Source organism: Bradyrhizobium sp. B039 (assembly GCF_038965675.1).
GTDB lineage: Bacteria > Pseudomonadota > Alphaproteobacteria > Rhizobiales > Xanthobacteraceae > Bradyrhizobium > Bradyrhizobium diazoefficiens.
The window spans coordinates 4,583,624-4,602,841 of the sequence record NZ_CP152416.1 but is presented as its reverse complement, the minus strand read 5'-3'; the positions used below and the strand labels follow the sequence as shown (position 1 = coordinate 4,602,841).

The window sequence follows — 19,218 nt, the reverse complement described above, 5'->3', positions numbered from 1 at the left end:
CCAAACAGGTCCGGTCCCGCTTGCCGGATCGGTTTCAATTTGAACTCACCAGCGATAGGTCAGCTTGCCGATGGCCTTGCGTCCCTCCGCGTAGAAGCAGCCCGACAGGCTGTAGCAGGCGGCGACATAGCGCGTGTCGGCAAGGTTGGTGACGTTCAGCGACAGGCGCCAATTGTCCCTGGTGTAGGCAACAAGCGCATCCAGCACGGTCGAGGCTCCCACCTTGAACGTGTTGGCATCGTCACCCCAGGTCGCGCCGACATAGCGGACGCCGGCGCCGAACTGGAGGCCGGCGAGCGGCCCGTTCTGAAGCGTGTAGTCACTCCACAGCGAGGCACGGTTGAGCGGCACGGTGACCGGCGCCTTGCCGACATTCACCGGATCCTGCGTGAGTATGGCGTCGACATAGGCATAGGCGGCGCGCAGGTTCCAGCCGTCGGCGAGCGACATGGTACCTTCGAGCTCGATGCCGCGCGATTTCACCTGACCGGTCTGCTCAGCAACGTTCAGCGGAGGCGCGTAGGTGACGACGTTGTCGCGCGTCAGGTCGAAGGCGGCGAAGGTGAACAGCGCGTTCCATCCGATCGGCTGGTACTTGACGCCGACCTCGTACTGCACGCCGGTTTCAGGGTTGAGCAGCTGGCCGCCCGGTCCGGTCGCGAGCACCGGCAGAAACGACTCGGAATAGCTGAAATACGGCGCGATGCCGTTGTCGAAATTGTACATCACGGCGGCGCGGCCAGTGAAGGCCGAAGCATCCTTCGAGACCGATGTGTCGAAGATACCACTGTCGACCTGCGTGGTGACGAAATCCTGGCGACCGCCGAGCTGGAACGACAGCCGGCCGAGCCTGATCTGGTCCTGCGCGTAGAGGCCGACCTGCGACTGCTTGACGCCGGTGTTGTCGCTCATCGCGCCGATGGTCCAGTCGTAGCTGTAGACCGGGTTGAACACGTTGATCTCGGGGGCCGAGGTCGTGACGCCAAAGGCGGTGTCGCGGAAGGAGGTGTTGCGATAGTCGATCCCGACCAGCGTGGTGTGGCTGAGGATGCCGGTGGTGAACTTGCCCTGGAGCTGGTTGTCCACCGCGAAGGAGTTGATGTACGAGTTGCTGTAGCTGCCGAAACGCGCGAGCTGCCCCGCGGCCTCGTCGGTATAGCCTCCGCCGTAAAACACCTTTTCCTCGTTGTGCTGATAGGCGTAGCGCAGGTTCTGCCGGAACGTGATGTTGTCGGTGAAATTGTGCGAGAGCTGGTAGCCGGCGGTTGCGATCTCGGTGTTGAACGCGTTGAAGCTCGGCACGCCCGCGAAGAACGAGACCGGGATGGTGCGGCCGTTGTTCGGCCATACCGTGCCCGAAGCCGGCAGGAACTGGAGGCCCCACCCTGCCCGGTCCCTCTGGTAGTTGGCCAGGATCGAGATGGTGGTGTCCTCGTTCGGCTTGAAGGTGACGGCGGGCGCGATGAAGACGCGGTTGTCCTTGGTGAAGTCGACCTGGGTCTCGCCGTCGCGGACCACGCCGGTCAGGCGCCACAGCACGGTGCCGTCCTTGTTGGCGGAGCCGCCCATGTCGAACTGGCCCTGATAGCGGTTGAAGCTGCCGCCGGAGACCGAGACCTCGCCGAACTGCTGAGCGGTCGGCAGCTTGGTCACGTAGTTGAGGATGCCGCCGGTGCCGCTGCCGCCATACATCGCCGAGGACGGCCCCTTGAGGACCTCGAGGCGCTCGGCGCCGTAGGGATCGAGGCCGTTGAAATGCACGTAGTTGCTCGATGGGATTCGCAGGCCGTCGACGTAGAGGCCCGACATGGTGGTGTCGAAGCCGCGGATCTGGAGGGCGCCGAAGCGGGTGTCCGAACCGCCATTGACGTCGCCGCTGACGCCGGCGGTGTAGCGCAGGGCCTCGCCGATCGAGACCGCGCCCTGGTTCCTGACCTGGTCGGTGGTGACGACGGACACCGACTGCGGCGTTTCGATCAGCGGCGTATCGGTCTTGGTGGCGGTGCCGCTGCGCGTGGCGACGAACCCGCGCACCGGACCGTTGGCGCGTTCGCCGGTGGCGCCGTTCGAGGCCGACCGGGTTGGCGCGGCTTGCTGCGCGGGAGCGTGACGATTGGTGCGGGAGCTGCGCGTCGTTGCCGACCGTCGCGACGAAGCAACCGCCGCGGGACGGGCACGCTGAGCCGGCGCTTCAACGGAGACAGCGGGAATTTGCGTCTGCGCCTGCACCGAACCGAAGGGGGCGACGAGAGAAAATGTGCTGACGGCGCCGAAGAAGAACACCTGAAGCTGTCGAAGACGCGTTTGGGAACGCGAAGGAAGTTGGAAGTTGGTCACGTCTTGCGAGGCCCCACGCACTGCCGGCTTTGCCGGTATCGTTCTTGATGCCCCGCCCTAACGCAGGCGATTTCGGAGTGCGATAGGAACAGCGTTAGAATTTCTCCAGAGCTGTGCGCAGCAACTGCGGCGAATGCGCCCATGCGCGACCCAACGTGCATGTGCTCCGGATTTGGAATCCTTCTAGACGAACACGGTCGATCGACCGGACAGGACATCCCCGCCGACATCGATGGCGAGGGCGGAGAACGAATCCTTTACCATGCCCGCCAGGCTCGATTGAGCCTGAGGAACCCAGGAGGTAAATTCAGCTTCGGGATAGTTCATTCATTTTGCGGAACGCACCGCAACGTTCTGTGCCAGCGCGTGCTGGGCACCCGGGGTTCGACGTCCATGAGCGAATTGCGCGCTGCGACCAGGCAACCGACCGCGAGGACCGGGATCATCGAGTTTGACGGTGCCAGGGGCATCGTCAGCATCCCCTGCACGATCTCGGACGTATCAGGCACGGGTGCAAGACTGAAGCTAGACTGGTCGCTGTCGTTTCCGAAGGAGGCCACGCTGATCTTTGCCGACGGGCTGCGAAAACCCTGTCGTGTGGCATGGCAGAAGCGGAGACTCCTCGGCGTCGCGTTCGCGGATGGTGTTGCGAGCCTCGACGAACAGGCCCTCATGATGACCGAAGCAGAGCAGGCTCTGCACCGGCAGCATATCGGCGCGCAGGTGCGCGGCGCGCGCGAAGCACGGGGCTATACCGAGCTCCAGATTGCGAACTTCATTGGCGTCTCGCCCGATTACGTGTCACGTGCCGAGAACGGCGAGATCAGCATCCCGCTCCACCAGCTCACCCACATTGCCGATCTGCTGCTGGTCGACCTCGACAGCCTGGTTGCCGGCCCGCCGTCGATCGGATTGCCCACCGCGAGCGAGGTCGAACTGGCGGCGGAGTGAATTCACGCTGACGAAGGCGACATCACTCGCTGGCTGCAGCCGCCAGCGTTGCCGGAAAGCGCATTGAGCTCTCCGGTGTGCGGAAGCTTGTGTCAGCGATGCCGCAGCCGGCGATTGACCCGGCCCGCCAGATAGTCGCCGGCGCTCTGGACGAGCTGGACCAGTGCGATCAGCACGACGACGACGGCCAGCATCATCTCCGGCATGAAGCGCTGGTAGCCGTAACGGATGCCGAGATCCCCCAGGCCCCCGCCGCCGACGGCGCCGACCATGGCGGAGTAGCCGAGCAGGCTCACCACCGCGAGCGTCAGCGCCAGCAACAAGCCGGGCAATGCCTCGGGGATCAGCACCTTGAACACGATCTGCATCGGGGAAGCCCCGAACGAGGACGCGGTCTCGATCAGGCCGCCGTCGACCTCGCGGATCGCGGCTTCGACGAGGCGCGCGATGAACGGCGTCGAGGCGATGGTCAGCGGCACGATCGCCGCGGTCGAACCGATCGAGGTGCCGGCGACGAGCCGCGTGAACGGGATGATGGCGACGACCAGGATGATGAAGGGCGTCGAGCGCGTCGCATTGACGACGATGCCGAGCACGCGATTGACGACGGGGGCCGCGAACAGCTCCCCTTTCCGGCTGGTCGCCAGGAACACGCCGAGCGGCAGGCCGAAGGCGGTACCGAGCAGCGCTGCGATACCGACCATGTACAGGCTTTCGAAGGTGGCCTGGATGATCAAATTGATGAGTTCAGGCGACATAGCCGAGACGCTCCGCCGGGAATTGATATTGAGAGAGCCAGGCGAGCGTCCGCGTCATCGCGTCTTCGCCGCTGGAAATACCGAGAGGGATACCAAGGGTGAGCGAGCCCACATGCTGGCCGCCGATCTCGTCGATACGCGCCGCAAGCAGCGCAACGTCGAGGCCGAGCTCGCGCGCGAGCCGCGCCACCAGCGTGTCGCCGGCCCCCGCCCCGTGCACCTGGACGCGGATTACGGCTTGCCCGCCGGCAGGCAGCTCGGGCACGATCCGGCTCGCCAGCGACACCGGCAGGCTGTCGCCGATCACCTCGGCGAGGAAAGACTGCGTGATCGGATGTTTGGGACGGGTGAAGATGTCGGCGACGTGGCCGCTCTCGACGACATGGCCGGCATCGAGCACCACGACTTCCCTGGCGAGCTGGCGCACCACGGACATCTCGTGGGTGATCAGCACGATGGTCACGCCAAGCTCGCGGTTGATGTTGGCAAGCAGATCGAGGATCGCGCGCGTGGTCTGCGGATCGAGCGCGGACGTCGCCTCGTCCGACAGCAGCACGCTCGGTCGTGTCGCCAGCGCCCGCGCAATGCCGACGCGCTGCTTCTGGCCGCCGGACAGTTCCGAGGGATAACGGTTGTGCTTGTCGGCGATGCCGACCAGCGCCAGCAGCTCGGCGACGCGGGCCTTGATATCCGCCCTGGCCCAGCCGGCGATCTCGAGCGGCAACGCGATGTTGTCGGCCGCGGTGCGCGACGACAGCAGGTTGAAATGCTGGAAGATCATGCCGATCGAGCGCTGCGCCAGCCGCAACTCGCGGCCCGCCAGCGCCGAGATATCCTTGTTGTCGACGATCACGCGTCCCGTGGTCGGCTTCTCCAGCCCGTTGATCAGCCGGACCAGGCTCGACTTGCCGGCGCCGGAGCGGCCGATCACGCCGGTGATCGAGCCGCGCGGAATCGCGAAGTCGATGTCCTGCAGGGCGTTGACGCCGGGCTTGCCGCGATAGGCTGGATAGGTCTTCGAAATGCCTTCGAAACGGACCATCGCGTCCGGCGCGGTCGCGGCAGGTGAAATCGCATCGCGCGTTTCGATCCTCTGTCCGATCGCGAGCGATTGGTGGGCGTTCATGGCGGCGGCCTTCTTGTACAATAGTTCGCTTGCCGCGTGTCCCAGGGGGCGCACGGGAACCAGGTCGCATCGCGCGACGGGGAATGAAACTGCGACCGGGCGCCCGGGTCGAGCGCGCTGCACCGCAGCATGCACCATCGCCCGAACGGGTCTTTCTTGCAATGTCAGATATTTGCGGGGAGTTGGACGAAGTTTTCCCAATCCCGCCCCGGCGAAGAAAATTCATCTGCCGGGGGCATCAGTCTCGCCCGGCTCAGCGGACCTGCAACCAGGGCAGCACGATCAACAGAAGGCCTGCGAAATAGAGCAGCCCGAAGATCAGGCCAAAACCCCAGAACTGGCCCTTCCCGATATAGCCGCTGCCGAAATACATCGGCGCCGGCCCCGTGGCGTAAGGCGAGATCACCCCCATCAGGCCGAGCGAATACATGCAGAGCATGGCGAGCGTCGTAACCGGCAGGCCGGGAATGCCCGAGCCGACCGCGAGCACGACAGGCAGCACGGCGGCGGCATGCGAGGTGATGCTGGAGAAGAAATAGTGGATCCAGAAGAACAGCGCGACCAGCAGGATCATCGCGGTCGACGGCGACAGCCCCGCGAGCGGTTTTGCATATTCGGTCGCGAACCATTTGATGAAGCCGATCTCGTTGAGGCCCGAGGCCAGCGTCAGCAGCGAGGTGAAATAGAAGAACACCTCCCAGGCGCTCTTCTCGCTGACGATGTCGGCAAACTCGATCACGCCCGTGACCAGCATCAACGAGATCACGATGAAGACGACGGTGGTGGCGTTGACGAAGTTCGAGCCGAGCAGCGGCACGTTGATGTCCGGGCTGGAGCCCGCGATCCACAGGAACATCGCGAGCACGATAAGCGCCAGCATGATCCATTCGTTGCGCGACATCGGGCCCATCTCGGTGAGCTCCTTTGCCGCCCATTCGGCGATTTCCGGGCTGCGCTTCACTTCGGGCCGGCACACCAGATAGCTGAGCAGCGGGACGAGGATCATCAGGAGGATGCCGAGCGGCGCAAAGCCGATGAACCACTGGCCCCAGCTCACCTCGACCCCGACGGTCTTCTTGGCGATGGCGAGCGCCGCCGCATTGGGCGCGAGCGCGGTGAAGAACAGCGAGCTGGTGACCGCGGTCGCCGCGAACGCGGTCCACATCACATAGGTACCGATCCTGCCGGCGGTCGGTCCCGGCTCGGAGCCATAGATGCGCGGGATGTTGCTGATGATGGGATAGACGATGCCGCCGCTGCGCGCGGTGTTGGAGGGCGTTGCCGGCGCGAGCAGGAAGTCCGACATCGCGACCGCATAGCCGAGGCCGAGCGTGTTGCTGCCGAGCTTTTGCACCAGCACCAACGCGATGCGCCGGCCGAGCTGGCTCTTGCGATAGCCGATCGAGAACACGAAGGCGCCGACGATCAGCCACACCGTGCTCTCGGCAAATCCCGCCAGCATCCAGCGCAGCGACTTGGTCGGATCGGGATCGATATAGCCGCCGACGCCGGCGACCGTGAGCCCGATCAGGCCGACCGCGCCGACCGGCATCGATTCCAGGATCAGCCCGGTGATGACGGCCGCGAACACCGCAAAGTAGTGCCATTGATTGACGTTGAGCCCTGATGGCACCGGCCACAGATAGATCGCCAGCCACACCACGAGCGGTGCGATCAGCTTCCAGCGAAACCCTTTCGCCTCAGGTGCCTGTGAGCTCGCGGCCATGGGCCCTCCCCCTCGATTGTCGTTGCGTCGTGCCGCCCGTTGGCCGGGCCGCTCTTGTCCCTGCGCGGCGTATAAGGACTGTCCGCGGCGCGATCAATGGCTTGACGCGGGTTCTGCCGCCCGGTGCCTGATTTTCCCTCGCGGTCACAAATGCCCGGTGCGCCGGTGCTCCGGCTCGCTGCCATGGACCGGAAAGCGGATTGTGGTGCCGATGGTGATCCAGTTGGCGTTCTCGCCGGTGATGTTGCGGCCGTAGATCACGTCGACGGAGAAGATCTCGTTCGGCCGGTAGCGGACGCCGGTCTGGAAGCGCGGCTGCACGGCGCTCGCGATTTCGGACGCGCCGGCCTGGCCAAAGGCCTCGATCGTCCACTGCAACGTGTCGGTGAACTTCCAGTCGAAGCCGATGCCGTAGGTCAGATAGTGGCGATCGACCGTGCGATCCCAGAGCCAGCCGCCATTGATGTTGACGCGCATGGTCTCGGACAGGCGAAAGGTCGCGGGGATGACGGCAAAGGCGGACAGCGCCTCGCCGGTCGCCGCATCGAATGATCCGCCGCCATAAGCCGACAATCCCCACCGCCCGATGCCGGTGGGGATGAAATTCGTCTTGGCTTTCGGAGCGACCGTCGTGCTCCAGTCGCCGTCGCTGCGGGCCCGGATGGTCTGCATGCTCAGCTCGATCGGCCTGAAAGGATCGACGACGCAGGAGGGATTGGCGACCGCCTCAACATCGGTGTTTGAAGCCGTCGACAGCCAGCTTTCGACCTTGCAGGAGCCGACCTCGGAGATGTCGGCGGCATCCACCGCATAGGCGCCATTCGCGGCGCGCGCATCCCGCGCTGCGAATACGACAAGAGCCGCGATTGCGGCGGTTATTCCGGTTCGTGCAGCCCATCCCATGGCCCGATGTTAGCAGAGTCTTCGCCTCGACAAGGCCCGGATTCTGGGACTATCTTCCGTCCATGAGCGACCATCATCATCACCACGATCACGACCATTCCGAACTGTCCGAGACCGAGCTGCGCGTGCGCGCGCTCGAGACGATCCTGACTGAAAAAGGCTATGTCGAGCCGGCCGCGCTCGATGCCATCATCCAGGCCTACGAGACCAGGATCGGCCCGCACAACGGCGCGCGCGTCGTCGCCAAGGCCTGGACCGATCCGGCCTTCAAGCAGGCGCTGCTCGAGGATGGCTCGAAGGCGATCGGCACGCTCGGCCACGTCAGCCGCGTCGGCGACCATCTCGTCGTGGTCGAGAACACGCCGCAGCGGCACAATATGGTCGTGTGCACGCTGTGCTCCTGCTACCCCTGGGAAATGCTGGGGCTGCCGCCGGTCTGGTACAAGGCCGCGCCCTACCGTTCGCGCGCGGTGAAGGACCCGCGCGGCGTGCTCGCCGATTTCGGCGTCGCGCTGCCCAAGGATATCGAAGTTCGCGTCTGGGATTCCACCGCCGAGACGCGCTTCCTGGTGCTGCCGATGCGGCCCGGGGGTACGGAGGGCTGGAGCGAGGAGCAGCTCGCCGAGCTTGTCACGCGCGATTCCATGATCGGCACCGGATTCCCCAAGACGCCGGGAGCGCCGTCATGAACGGCGTGCACGACATGGGCGGCATGGACGGGTTCGGCAAGGTCGAGCCCGAGCCGAACGAACCGATGTTTCACGAGGAATGGGAATCCCGCGTTCTCGCCATGGTGCGCGCGATGGGCGCGGCCGGCGCCTTCAACATCGACACCTCGCGCTTCTATCGCGAGACGCTGCCGCCGCACGTGTACCTGTCAAGCTCCTATTACAAGAAATGGTTTCTCGGTCTCGAGGAGATGCTGATCGAGAAGGGCTACCTCACCCGCGAGGAGGTCGCCGCCGGCCACGCGATCCAGCCTGCGAAGGCGCTCAAGCATGGCAAGTTCGACCTCGCCAATGTCGAGCGCGTCATGGTGCGCGGCAAGTTCGCCCGCCCTGCCCCGGCGCCAGCGAAATTCAACATCGGCGATCGCGTGCGGGCGAAAAACATCCATCCGGCGACGCACACGCGGCTGCCGCGCTATGTCCGCGGCCATGTCGGCGTGGTCGAGCTCAACCATGGCTGCCACGTCTTTCCGGATTCGGCGGCGATGGAGCTCGACGAAAATCCGCAATGGCTCTACACGGTCGTGTTCGAGGGCAGCGATCTCTGGGGCGCGGATGGCGATCCGACCTCGAAGGTCTCGATCGACGCGTTCGAGCCGTATCTGGACCTGGCGTGATGAGCAGCACGCTTGCTGCCGCCGCGACCGCGGCGATTCCGAGCATTCCGCGCGATGACGACGGCCCGGTGTTCCGCGCGCCCTGGGAGGCCCATGCGTTCGCGATGGCCTTGAGCCTGCACGAGCGCGGCGTGTTCACCTGGCCGGAATGGGCCGCAGCCTTGGCCTCCGAGATCAAGCGCGCGCAGGCCGCCGGCGACCCCGATACGGGCGAAACCTACTACCTGCACTGGCTCGCTACGCTGGAGGGGCTCGTCGCACGCAAGGGTGTCGCATCCACGGAGACGCTGCACCGCTACCGCGACGCCTGGGATCACGCCGCCGACAGGACGCCGCACGGCAGGCCGATTGAGCTGAAGCCGGAGGATTTTAGGTAGGTCGCACCACACCCGTCATTGCGAGCGCAGCGAAGCAATCCAGAATCTTTCCGCGGAGGGATTCTGGATTGCTTCGTCGCAAGAGCTCCTCGCAATGACGGTGGAGTTTGAGACGCTACCTGTGCGCCACGTACTCGTTCCACCCCTTCGCCCGCAGGCTGCACGCCGGGCACTCGCCGCAGCCGTATCCCCACTCATGCTGCGCGCCGCGTTCGCCGAGATAGCAGGTGTGCGACTGTTCGCGGATGAGATCGACGAGGCCCTCGCCGCCGAGGTCATGCGCGAGCTTCCACGTCGCGGCCTTGTCGATCCACATCAGGGGCGTATGCAGCTCGAATTTACGGGCCATGCCGAGCGAGAGCGCGGCCTGCATGGCGCGGACGGTCTCGTCGCGGCAATCGGGGTAGCCGGAATAATCGGTCTCGCACATGCCGCCGACGATGTGGGTGATGCCGCGCCGGTAGGCCAGCGCCGCGGCAAAGGTGAGGAACACCAGATTGCGGCCGGGCACGAAGGTGTTGGGCAGGCCGTCCGCGCCCATCGCGATCGCGACGTCGCGCGTCAGCGCCGTGTCCGAGATCGCGGCTAAGGTCGGGATCGACAGCGTGTGGCTCTCGCCGAGCTTGTCCGCCCAATCCGCGCGCAGGCCCTTGAGGCCATCGAACAGACGATCACGGCAAGCGAGCTCAACAGCATGGCGCTGGCCGTAGTCGAACCCCAGCGTCTCGACGCGCGCGAAGCGGCTGAGCGCCCAGGCAAGGCAGGTGGTGGAGTCCTGCCCGCCGGAGAACAGCACCAGGGCGGTTTCGGATGAAAATGCGTCACTCATGGCCCCGCGCTTTAGCACTGCGGAACGGGCCCGCCAATCGATGGAAATCGGCCCGTTCCGTCGCGCCGCGCTGGGATCGGCGGGCCGCTTTTGGCATAAGGCTGGAGACCCAGGAGCAATGGCCCGCAATGACCCCTTCCCGCGACATTTCCCGCCTGATCGAGATCATGGCCGCGCTGCGCACGCCGGTGACCGGCTGTCCCTGGGACCTCGAGCAGAATTTTGCGACCATCGCGCCCTACACGATCGAGGAAGCCTATGAGGTGGTGGACGCCATCACCCGCGGCGATCTCGACGATTTGCGTGAAGAGCTCGGCGACCTCCTGCTCCAGGTCGTGTTCCACGCCCAGATGGCTTCGGAGCAGAACGCGTTCGCCTTTGGAGACGTGGTCGAGGCCATCACCCGCAAGATGATCCGGCGGCATCCCCATGTCTTCGCCGACAAGGACGGCAATCTCGCCTCCTCCCACGTCAAGGAAGTCTGGGACCGCGTCAAGGCCGAGGAGAAAGCCGAGCGCGCCGCGCGCCGGCCGCCGGAGGAAGCTCCGTCGCACAAATCCCTGCTTTCGGGCGTGAAGGCCGGCCAGCCTGCGCTGACCCGCGCCATGGAGCTGCAGCGCAAGGCCTCCACCGTCGGCTTCGACTGGAACGATCCTCGCGCGGTGCTGCAAAAGATCCGCGAGGAAGCCGACGAGATCGAGGCCGCGCTGGATCGCAATGACAAGCAGGAGATCGCCGAAGAGACCGGCGATTTGATGTTCGCCCTCGTTAACCTCGCCCGCCATGTCGATGCCGATCCGGAAGCCGCGCTGCGCGCGACCAACGCAAAGTTCGAGCGGCGGTTTGCGTTTATCGAACGCGCGCTGGAGGCACAGGGACGGACGCTGGAGCAGGCATCGCTGGCGGAGATGGATGCGCTATGGAATGCGGCGAAGGGTGAGGAACAGCGGGCTCCTGCTGTTGAGAGAAGCAGCCAAGCGCGCCGCTAACTCCACTGTCGTCCTGGCGAAAGCCAGGACCCATTACCCCGACTGGTTGTTGTTGAAGCACGTTGAAAGCCACCAGCGTGCCAATTCCAACGGCCTGTGGCTATGGATCCCGGATCTGCGCTTACGCTTGTCCGGGACGACGGTCTTGCTTGAGGCCGCAGTTGGCCCAACTCACTCGCCGGACGACACCTGTTACGCGGCGTGATGCGGCACGGCGTCGAACCGGTTCACCACGATATCGCGCTTGGTCTCGTCCACCCGCACGGTCATGTCGAAGCGGCCGTCGTGCAGCTCCTTGGTCAGCACCTCGGAATTGCGGTGCAGCCAGCTGATTCCGGCACCGTCGCCGGCGTCGATCGAGAGATCGAGCGTGGTGCGTTTGGCCGCAAGCCGCTCCTCGATCGCGGCGAGCAGCGCGTCGACCCCCTCGCCTGACACGGCCGAGACCAGCATCGCCGGATGATCCTCCGGCCTGCGCGCGGCGATGTTCAAGAGCTCTTCGCGCTGCTCGGCGTCGTAACGGTCGATCTTGTTCCAGACCTCGATGATGCGGCCGGAATCGTCGGGATTGATGCCGAGCTGGCGCAGCACCGCGTCGACGTCGCTCTGCTGCGCCTCGGCGTCCTCATGCGAGATATCGCGGACATGCAGGATGACGTCGGCTTCCAGCACCTCCTCCAGCGTGGCGCGGAAGGCGGCGACGAGCTGCGTCGGCAGATTGGAGATGAAGCCGACGGTGTCGGACAGCATCGCCTTGCCGCCATGCGGCAGGGTGAGCGCGCGCAGGGTCGGATCGAGGGTTGCAAACAGCATGTCGGCGGCCTGCACGTCGGCGCGCGTCAGGCGGTTGAACAGCGTCGACTTGCCGGCATTGGTGTAGCCGACCAATGCGACGACGCGATACGGCACGCGCTGGCGCCCGGCGCGATGCAGCCGCCGCGTCGCCTGCACCTTCTTCAGTTCGCCCTCGAGCTTGGAGATGCGCTCCTGGATCAGGCGGCGGTCGGCCTCGATCTGCGTCTCGCCGGGACCGCCCATGAAGCCGAAGCCGCCGCGCTGGCGTTCCAGATGGGTCCAGGATCGCACAAGGCGCGAGCGCTGGTAGTTGAGATGCGCGAGCTCGACCTGAAGGGAGCCTTCCTTGGTCTTGGCGCGGCGGCCGAAGATTTCCAGAATGAGCCCGGTGCGGTCGAGCACCTTGGCGTGCAGCTCCTTCTCGAGGTTGCGCTGCTGGATCGGCGCCAGCGCGCAATCCATCACCACGAGCTCGACGTCGAGGCTCTTGGCCAGCGCGGCGATCTCCTCGACCTTGCCCTTGCCGATATAGGTGGCGGGACGGATCTGGCTGATCGGCGCGATGATGGCGTCGGCGATGACGAGATCGATCGCGCGCGCGAGGCCCGCGGCTTCATCGAGCCGGGCCTCGGCGTCACGCACGACATGACTTTCCGATTGCGCGTCGGTACCGCCCGCGCGCACACGCAAGTAGGGGCCGATGACAAGCACCCGCCCCGTTTGCTTAGCCCCTGCCGGCCGCGAACGGTCGGCATCCCCGTCGAAATTCCGGGGTTCCAATCAGGTCACTCTCAAGCCGGCTGATCCTCGCCGCCTTCGAACAGCTGGATCGGAGCGCCCGGCATGATGGTCGAGATCGCATGCTTGTAGACGAGCTGCGAGTGACCGTCGCGCCGAAGCAGCAAACAGAAATTGTCGAACCAGGTCACGATGCCCTGGAGCTTCACTCCGTTGACCAGAAAGATCGTCAGTGGCGTCTTGGTTTTGCGAACGTGATTAAGGAAGGTGTCCTGTAGGTTTTGTGCGCGGTCTGCCGCCATTGTTTTTTTCTCGCTTTGAGTTTCTTTTTATTGCACCGGTTGCGGCCCTCTTTGTGAAATTCGGGGCCTCTTCCGGTTGCCGCTCCTCATGAGATCCCCCTCGGAGGAACAGCGGTTCGATTAGAGGACAGGTCGGGTTATTAGGCAAGCCGCTTCACGCGGCAGCCCATGCCCTATTGCCCCGAAAAACTACGGAAATCGATGATTTTCCTCGCTTATCCCTGACGAGCCGCCACGACGTCGCGGCGATTTCTGTATGCGGGCCGGTATCCAATTCGCTCGCAGCGTTCTAACCGACGCCGAGTGCCTTCAACTTTCGATGCAGTGCCGACCGTTCCATGCCAACGAACTCAGCCGTGCGAGAAATATTTCCTGAAAAACGGCTGATCTGTGCAATCAAATAGTCGCGCTCGAACACTTCGCGCGCTTCGCGCAACGGCAGGCCCATGATGTGCTCGCCATTGTTGCTGGTCGGCATCGCCGGCACCATCGAGCCGACGTCCTGCGGCAGCATGTCGGCGGTGATGATGACCTCCGGTCCGCCCGCGGCCAGAATCATGACTCTTTCAACGTTGTTGCGGAGCTGGCGCACATTGCCGGGCCAGACATGCGATTGCAGCACTGCCATCGCGTCCTGTCCGATCTGTCGCTTGGGCAGGCCGCTGCCGGCCGAGATCTGCTCCATGAAGTAGTCGATCAGCTCCGGAATATCCTCGCGCCGCTCCGAGAGTGCGGGCACGCGGATCGGCACGACCGAGAGGCGATGATAGAGGTCCTCGCGGAAATGGCCGGCCGCGATCTCCTCCTCCAGGTTGCGCGCCGTCGAGGAGATGATGCGCACGTCGACCTGCACTTTGCCGGTGCCGCCGACGCGCTGGAACGACTGCTCGACCAGCACGCGCAAGATCTTGTTCTGGGTCTCGCGCGGCATGTCCGCGATCTCGTCGATGAACAGCGTGCCGCCATGCGCCTCTTCGAGCGCGCCCGGCTTGCGCGGCTGCTCGCCATTGGACTGCTCGACGCCGAACAGCTCGTGCTCCATGCGCTCGGGCGTGATCGCGGCGGCGTTGATGACGACGAAGGGACCGTCGGCGCGGCCCGAGGCCGTGTGCAGCGTGCGCGCAGTCAGCTCCTTGCCGGCGCCGGCGGGGCCGACGATCAGGATGCGGCTGTTGGCCTTGGCCGCGCGCTCGATGGTCTGGCGCAGCTGGTTCATGCTGGGCGAGCGGCCGACCAGCGAGCTTGCACTCGGTGCGAGCTGCTTCAGCTCCTTGACCTCGCGCTTGAGCCGCGAGTTCTCCAGCGCTCGGTTGGCGACCAGGATCAGCCGGTCCGCCTTGAACGGCTTCTCGATGAAGTCGTAGGCGCCACGCTTGATTGCGGCGACCGCGGTCTCGATGTTGCCGTGGCCGGAGATCATCACGACCGGCAGGTCGGCATTGTCCTTCTTGACCTGCTCCAGGAGCTGCAAGCCGTCGAGCTTGGAGCCCTGGAGCCAGATGTCGAGGAACACCAGATGCGGCCTGCGGTTGGCGATTTCGGCCAGGGCCGAGTCGCTGTCGCGTGCAGTCCGGGTGACGAACCCCTCGTCCTCGAGGATGCCCGCAACGAGATCCCGAATATCGGCCTCATCATCGACAATCAGAATTTCACTTGCCATGGGTCGCGCCTGTCTTGTCAGCTGCCTGTTGAGGCTTCGATCTTCGTTGAATCATTGGTCTTTTCAGCCGGCTCTTTGGTTTCGGCTGCCGGCCCTTTTGTTTCGGTGCCCTTGATGGATTCCTTGGCGATTTCCGCTTCCTTCGCCGCATCCTTGACCGTTTCCGCGGTCGCTTCCTCGCGCGTATTCTTGACGGCCGGCGCCTGCTCGGTCCCTTCGGTCTTCGCCGGCGTGCCGGAGATCGCAAAGCGCATCCGCATCCAGGCGCCGCGCTGGCCTGCGCGGAAGTCGGAGGCGTCCTTCAACTCGATGCGCCCGCCATGGTCTTCCAGCACGCGGCCGACGATCGCAAGGCCAAGGCCGGTGCCCTTGGCCCGCGTCGTCACATACGGCTCGAGCAGCCGCGAGCGCGCCACCTTGGGCAGGCCGATGCCATTGTCGATGACGTCGATCAGCACGTCCTCGCCCTCGCGCGACACCACGACGTCGATGCGGCCCTTGCCGAGCTCTTCCGGCGGGACCTGCTCGATTGCCTCGGTGGCGTTCTTGACGATGTTGGTGACCGCCTGCGAGATCAGCCGGCGGTCGAACTGGGCGCGCAACGGATCTTCCTTGAACTCGGCCTCGATATCGAGCTCGGGGTGGGCGACCTTCATCAGGAACACCGCCTGCCGCACGGTGTCGACGACGTCCTCGCCCTCCATCACCGGTTTCGGCATCCGCGCGAAGCGCGAGAATTCGTCGACCATGCGCCTGATGTCGTCGACCTGGCGCACGATGGTGTCGGTGCACTGCTCGAAGATCTGCTTGTCCTTGGTCTCGGTGATGTCCTTGCCGAACTTGCGGCGGATGCGCTCGGCCGAGAGCTGGATCGGCGTCAGCGGGTTCTTGATCTCATGGGCGATGCGGCGCGCCACATCGCCCCAGGCCGAGGTGCGCTGTGCCGACACCAGCTCGGTGATGTCGTCGAGCGTGATGATGTAGCTGTCGTGCGGCTGGTTCTTCTCGGCGCTGACGCGGACCGAGAGGTTGCGCTCCTGTCCGTCGCGGGTGATCGTGATCTGGCCCTGCACCAGGCGCTGGGTGCCTTCCCGCGCCGTCTTCATCATCTCGTCGAGCTCCGGCAGGACGTCGGAGAGCGCATGGCCGAGCGTCTCCGCTTCGGAGTGCCCGATCAGCTTCTCGGCGGAGCGGTTGAGGATGCCGACGCTGCCCGAAGTATCGACGCCGATGATGCCGGCGCTCGCCGAGGACAGCACCGCTTCGATGAAGCGGCGACGGCTGTCGATGAGGTCGCTGGCGTTGACCAGTTCGTCGCGCTGGCTGCGCAATTCCTGCGTCATCTTGTTGAAGGTTTCGCCGAGCTGGGCGAGATCGCCCTCCGACTGGTGCACCGGCACCTTCACGTGAAGGTTGCCGGTCGAGACCGTGTGGGCCGCGTTCATCAGCCGCCGGATCGGCGAGACCAGCGAGTTGGCGAAGTTCAGCCCGATCAGCACCGAAGCCATCAGGATGGTCAGCGCGATCACCGCGAACATCAGCGCGAAGGCGACCTGGATGCCGAGCCGCCGCGACTCGATCTGGGCATATTCGGCGACGCTGACCTCGGTCTGCTTGAGCTGGTTGACCACGTTCGGATCGAGCGGCCGCGCGACATAGAGGAAGGTGTCGCTGAAGGCGCGCAGGCGGATCACCGCGGCGACGAAGCTCGCATCCGGCAGCACCGCGATCTCGGGCTCGGACTCGTTGACGTTGCTGAGGAAGTCCGGCGCCGGCGGCGAATAGGCCAGCCGCATGCCGGTGTCGGCGGATTCCAGGATGTTGGTGTTCTTGTCGATGATCATCGCGCCCGGCAGATTGCGGGAGCTGGCACTGGCCGTCAGCAGCTCGCGAAACGACCGCCGATCCTGGTCGTAGAGCGGCCGGGCGTGCGCAATATCGTTGGCCATGCCGAGAATGTCGCCGCGGATCAGCTGCGCATGGTCCTGCATATAGGCCCGCGCGATGTTCAGCGAATTCTGGATGACCTCCTTGGTCGGCCCGGAGAACAACCGGTCGAGGCCGCGCTCGAGGGTGACGTTGGCGACGACGGAAACCAGCACGGCCGGCAGCACCGCCACGATCGAGAAGAGGCTGACGATCTGGACATGGAGACGTGCCGCCGCCCTGCCCCGCCGGCGCGCCAGGATGAGCTGCCAGAGCTCGCGGACGATGATCCCGACCAGGAGCAGGATCGTGCCCGCATTCATCAGATAGAACGTGCGGACCACCTCCGGCGTCGGATCGATCCTGGTGAGGCCAGTCAGGACCAGGAAGGTCAGCAGGCCCGACAGCAGCGCCAGCGCCACGGCAAAGGGCGCCAGCCAGCGTCGCGGCGACCAGCGTCGGGGCTCTTCAGCTGGGGCCGTGTCAAAGGATGCGGCCGAGGTGTCTGCGCTGGTCATTCCGGCAATGGGTGCTGAAAACGGGGGTCCGCGGCGGCGGCGGATACTGATGTATTCGTACCACATTGTTGCCGAATTGCGACAATTCCGCGGCGCCCCCGCCGCGACGGACCGGCGCATCCACAGGGCACGCCGGATCAGCGGGAACGGAATCCGTCCATTCCGGCTTGACTGGGATGGACAGGTTCTTTCTCGCGATAATGGTCGCGGCCGTTCTGCTGCTGATCGTGGCTTCCGACCTGCTGGTCAACGGCCCCGGCAGACAGGCACCGGCTGACGTGGCCATGCTGCCGGCATCAGCCCGACTGGTCAGATAGGCGAGAGACCGCACCCCGCGGTCGAATGCCCCATTTGAATGTTCCAGCGGAACAATTTAGTCCGATTCGGACTTCTGCTCACCGCGTCAGCCATCAAGGCCAGCGCGATCCGGACAGGCTCAGCTCCGCCTTGGTTAGGGGGAGCTGAGCCACCGCCCGAGGCGGCGAGCTAGAACTAGCCCCCGCTCCGATAGACCTGGATGTCGAGGTCCCGGATCTTCTTGCGCAGGGTGTTGCGGTTGAGGCCGAGCAGGTCCGCGGCGCGGATCTGGTTGCCGCGGGTTGCCGCCAGCGCGGCCGTGAGCAGCGGCACCTCGATCTCCTTGAGGATGCGGTGATAGAGGCCCGGCGGCGGCACGCCGTTCGGAAAGCCCTGGAAGTGCGAGGACAGATACGCCTCCACCGCGCCGCCGAGATTGTCGACGCCCTGCTGGACCGCAGCACCCGGGCTGACCGAGGGCGGCGCAAGCTCGCCGTCGATGACGGAGGCCGTGATCACGTCCTGCGGATAGAGCGCCGCGAGGCGCCGGGCGAGATTTTCGAGCTCGCGCACGTTGCCGGGCCAGCGGTGCTGCTTCAGCCGCTCCAGCGCCAGCGCATCCAGCTTCTTCGGCGGCAGGCCGTCCTTCTCGGCCAGCGCGAAGAAGTGGCGCACGAGATCCGGCAGGTCCTCGATGCGCTCGCGCAAGGGAGGCAGCCGCAGCGGCACGACGTTGAGGCGGAAGAACAGGTCCTCGCGGAACAGGCCCTGCTGGATCAGCACGCGCAGATCCTTGTTGGAGGCCGCAACGATCCGCACGTCGGTCTTGATCGGGGTGCGGCCGCCGACGGTGGTGTATTCGCCCTGCTGGAGCACGCGCAGCAGGCGGGTCTGCGCCTCCATCGGCATGTCGCCGATCTCGTCCAGGAACAGCGTGCCGCCCTCGGCCTGCTCGAACCGGCCCGAGGCGCGGGTGTTGGCGCCGGTGAAGGCGCCGCGCTCATGGCCGAACAGCTCGGACTCGATCAGGTCGCGCGGGATCGCCGCCATGTTGACGGCGACGAACGGGCCGTTGCGGCGCTTGCCGTAATCGTGCAGCGCGCGCGCCACCAGCTCCTTGCCGGTTCCGGACTCGCCCGTGATCATCACGGTGAGGTCGGTCTGCATCAGGCGCGCCAGCACGCGGTAGATTTCCTGCATCGCTGGCGAGCGGCCGACCAGCGGGATCGCCTCCATCTCGGCATCCTCGTCCGGCGTCGAGGTTCGCTCCTTCGGCTCGGCGAGCGCACGGCCGACGATGGCGATCAGCTCCTTCAGGTCGAAGGGCTTCGGCAGATACTCGTACGCCCCGCGCTCGGAGGCGCGGATCGCTGTCATGAAGGTGTTCTGCGCGCTCATGACGATGACGGGCAAATTCGGCCGCATCTTCTTGATCCGCGGCAACAGGTCGAAGGCGTTTTCGTCCGGCATCACCACGTCGGTGATGACGAGATCGCCCTCCCCCTGGCTGACCCAGCGCCATAGCGTTGCGGCATTGCCGGTGAGCCTGACCTCATAGCCGGCGCGGGACAGAGCCTGATTGAGAACCGTGCGGATGGCGGTGTCGTCATCTGCAACGAGAATGCTACCTGCGGGCATTGT

General features: G+C 65.2%; 17 protein-coding genes. 5 read left to right on the top strand and 12 right to left on the bottom strand.

Going from position 1 to position 19,218, the window contains the following annotated elements; genetic code table 11:
- Nucleotides 1-45 precede the first annotated feature (45 nt).
- Together AAFG50_RS21485 and AAFG50_RS21480 are read right to left on the bottom strand one after the other, a co-directional pair.
- A complete protein-coding gene (locus AAFG50_RS21485; RefSeq protein WP_028174051.1) occupies nt 46-2,034 on the bottom strand; it encodes a TonB-dependent siderophore receptor in 1,989 nt (662 codons plus the stop codon).
- A gap of 486 nt (nt 2,035-2,520) precedes the next feature.
- The gene (locus tag AAFG50_RS21480) at nt 2,521-2,664 is read right to left on the bottom strand and encodes a hypothetical protein (protein ID WP_157862133.1); all 144 of its coding nucleotides are present in this window, start codon (nt 2,662-2,664) and stop codon (nt 2,521-2,523) included.
- A gap of 66 nt (nt 2,665-2,730) precedes the next feature.
- On the opposite strand from AAFG50_RS21480, the gene AAFG50_RS21475 reads away from it, so the two are divergent.
- The gene (locus AAFG50_RS21475; RefSeq protein ID WP_038967570.1) at nt 2,731-3,288 is read left to right on the top strand and encodes a helix-turn-helix transcriptional regulator; all 558 of its coding nucleotides are present in this window, start codon (nt 2,731-2,733) and stop codon (nt 3,286-3,288) included.
- Between the two features lie 92 nt (nt 3,289-3,380).
- Here AAFG50_RS21475 and AAFG50_RS21470 read toward each other — a convergent pair whose 3' ends face one another.
- The 4 genes from AAFG50_RS21470 to AAFG50_RS21455 form a co-directional block, all read right to left on the bottom strand.
- Nucleotides 3,381-4,046, bottom strand: coding sequence for a methionine ABC transporter permease (locus AAFG50_RS21470; protein WP_011087273.1), 666 nt, complete (start codon nt 4,044-4,046; stop codon nt 3,381-3,383).
- On the bottom strand, nt 4,036-5,172 hold the full coding sequence (locus tag AAFG50_RS21465) for a methionine ABC transporter ATP-binding protein (protein ID WP_028174052.1): 1,137 nt from the start codon (nt 5,170-5,172) through the stop codon (nt 4,036-4,038). The genes AAFG50_RS21470 and AAFG50_RS21465 overlap by 11 nt, the downstream gene beginning before the upstream one ends.
- A gap of 253 nt (nt 5,173-5,425) precedes the next feature.
- Entirely contained in the window at nt 5,426-6,898 is a 1,473-nt protein-coding gene (locus AAFG50_RS21460; RefSeq protein WP_028174053.1) for a DASS family sodium-coupled anion symporter, read from the bottom strand.
- 144 nt (nt 6,899-7,042) lie between these two features.
- On the bottom strand, nt 7,043-7,801 hold the full coding sequence (locus tag AAFG50_RS21455) for a hypothetical protein (protein WP_028174054.1): 759 nt from the start codon (nt 7,799-7,801) through the stop codon (nt 7,043-7,045).
- Between the two features lie 62 nt (nt 7,802-7,863).
- Here AAFG50_RS21455 and nthA point away from each other — a divergent pair, with 62 nt between their 5' ends.
- From nthA to AAFG50_RS21440, 3 genes are read left to right on the top strand one after another with little or no spacing between them, the layout of a single operon-like run.
- The gene (gene nthA, locus AAFG50_RS21450; protein WP_028174055.1) at nt 7,864-8,490 is read left to right on the top strand and encodes a nitrile hydratase subunit alpha; all 627 of its coding nucleotides are present in this window, start codon (nt 7,864-7,866) and stop codon (nt 8,488-8,490) included.
- A complete protein-coding gene (nthB, locus tag AAFG50_RS21445; protein WP_028174056.1) occupies nt 8,487-9,146 on the top strand; it encodes a nitrile hydratase subunit beta in 660 nt (219 codons plus the stop codon). Before nthA ends, nthB begins: the two co-directional genes overlap by 4 nt.
- A complete protein-coding gene (locus AAFG50_RS21440; protein WP_028174057.1) occupies nt 9,146-9,523 on the top strand; it encodes a nitrile hydratase accessory protein in 378 nt (125 codons plus the stop codon). Before nthB ends, AAFG50_RS21440 begins: the two co-directional genes overlap by 1 nt.
- Nucleotides 9,524-9,638: 115 nt before the next feature.
- Here the strand turns inward: AAFG50_RS21440 and queC are convergent, their stop codons facing one another.
- Nucleotides 9,639-10,352 carry a 7-cyano-7-deazaguanine synthase QueC gene (gene queC, locus AAFG50_RS21435; RefSeq protein WP_028174058.1) on the bottom strand — a complete coding sequence of 238 codons (714 nt, stop codon included), beginning with the start codon at nt 10,350-10,352 and terminating at the stop codon, nt 9,639-9,641.
- A gap of 128 nt (nt 10,353-10,480) precedes the next feature.
- On the opposite strand from queC, the gene mazG reads away from it, so the two are divergent.
- Nucleotides 10,481-11,341: a nucleoside triphosphate pyrophosphohydrolase gene (gene mazG, locus AAFG50_RS21430; RefSeq protein ID WP_028174059.1), complete on the top strand. Its 861-nt coding sequence runs from the start codon at nt 10,481-10,483 to the stop codon at nt 11,339-11,341.
- Between the two features lie 192 nt (nt 11,342-11,533).
- On the opposite strand, the gene hflX is transcribed toward mazG, so the two are convergent.
- The 5 genes from hflX to ntrC all read right to left on the bottom strand — a co-directional run bounded on the left by hflX (nt 11,534) and on the right by ntrC (nt 19,215).
- The gene (gene hflX, locus AAFG50_RS21425) at nt 11,534-12,916 is read right to left on the bottom strand and encodes a GTPase HflX (protein ID WP_028174060.1); all 1,383 of its coding nucleotides are present in this window, start codon (nt 12,914-12,916) and stop codon (nt 11,534-11,536) included.
- Between the two features lie 11 nt (nt 12,917-12,927).
- A complete protein-coding gene (hfq, locus tag AAFG50_RS21420) occupies nt 12,928-13,176 on the bottom strand; it encodes an RNA chaperone Hfq (protein WP_007591126.1) in 249 nt (82 codons plus the stop codon).
- 289 nt (nt 13,177-13,465) lie between these two features.
- Entirely contained in the window at nt 13,466-14,836 is a 1,371-nt protein-coding gene (locus AAFG50_RS21415; protein WP_011087262.1) for a sigma-54 dependent transcriptional regulator, read from the bottom strand.
- A 17-nt stretch (nt 14,837-14,853) separates the two neighbouring features.
- Nucleotides 14,854-17,280 (bottom strand): PAS domain-containing sensor histidine kinase, encoded by a 2,427-nt coding sequence (locus tag AAFG50_RS21410; protein ID WP_028174061.1) that lies wholly within the window; start codon nt 17,278-17,280, stop codon nt 14,854-14,856.
- 492 nt (nt 17,281-17,772) lie between these two features.
- Nucleotides 17,773-19,215 (bottom strand): nitrogen regulation protein NR(I), encoded by a 1,443-nt coding sequence (gene ntrC, locus AAFG50_RS21405; protein ID WP_028174062.1) that lies wholly within the window; start codon nt 19,213-19,215, stop codon nt 17,773-17,775.
- Nucleotides 19,216-19,218: the final 3 nt, after the last annotated feature.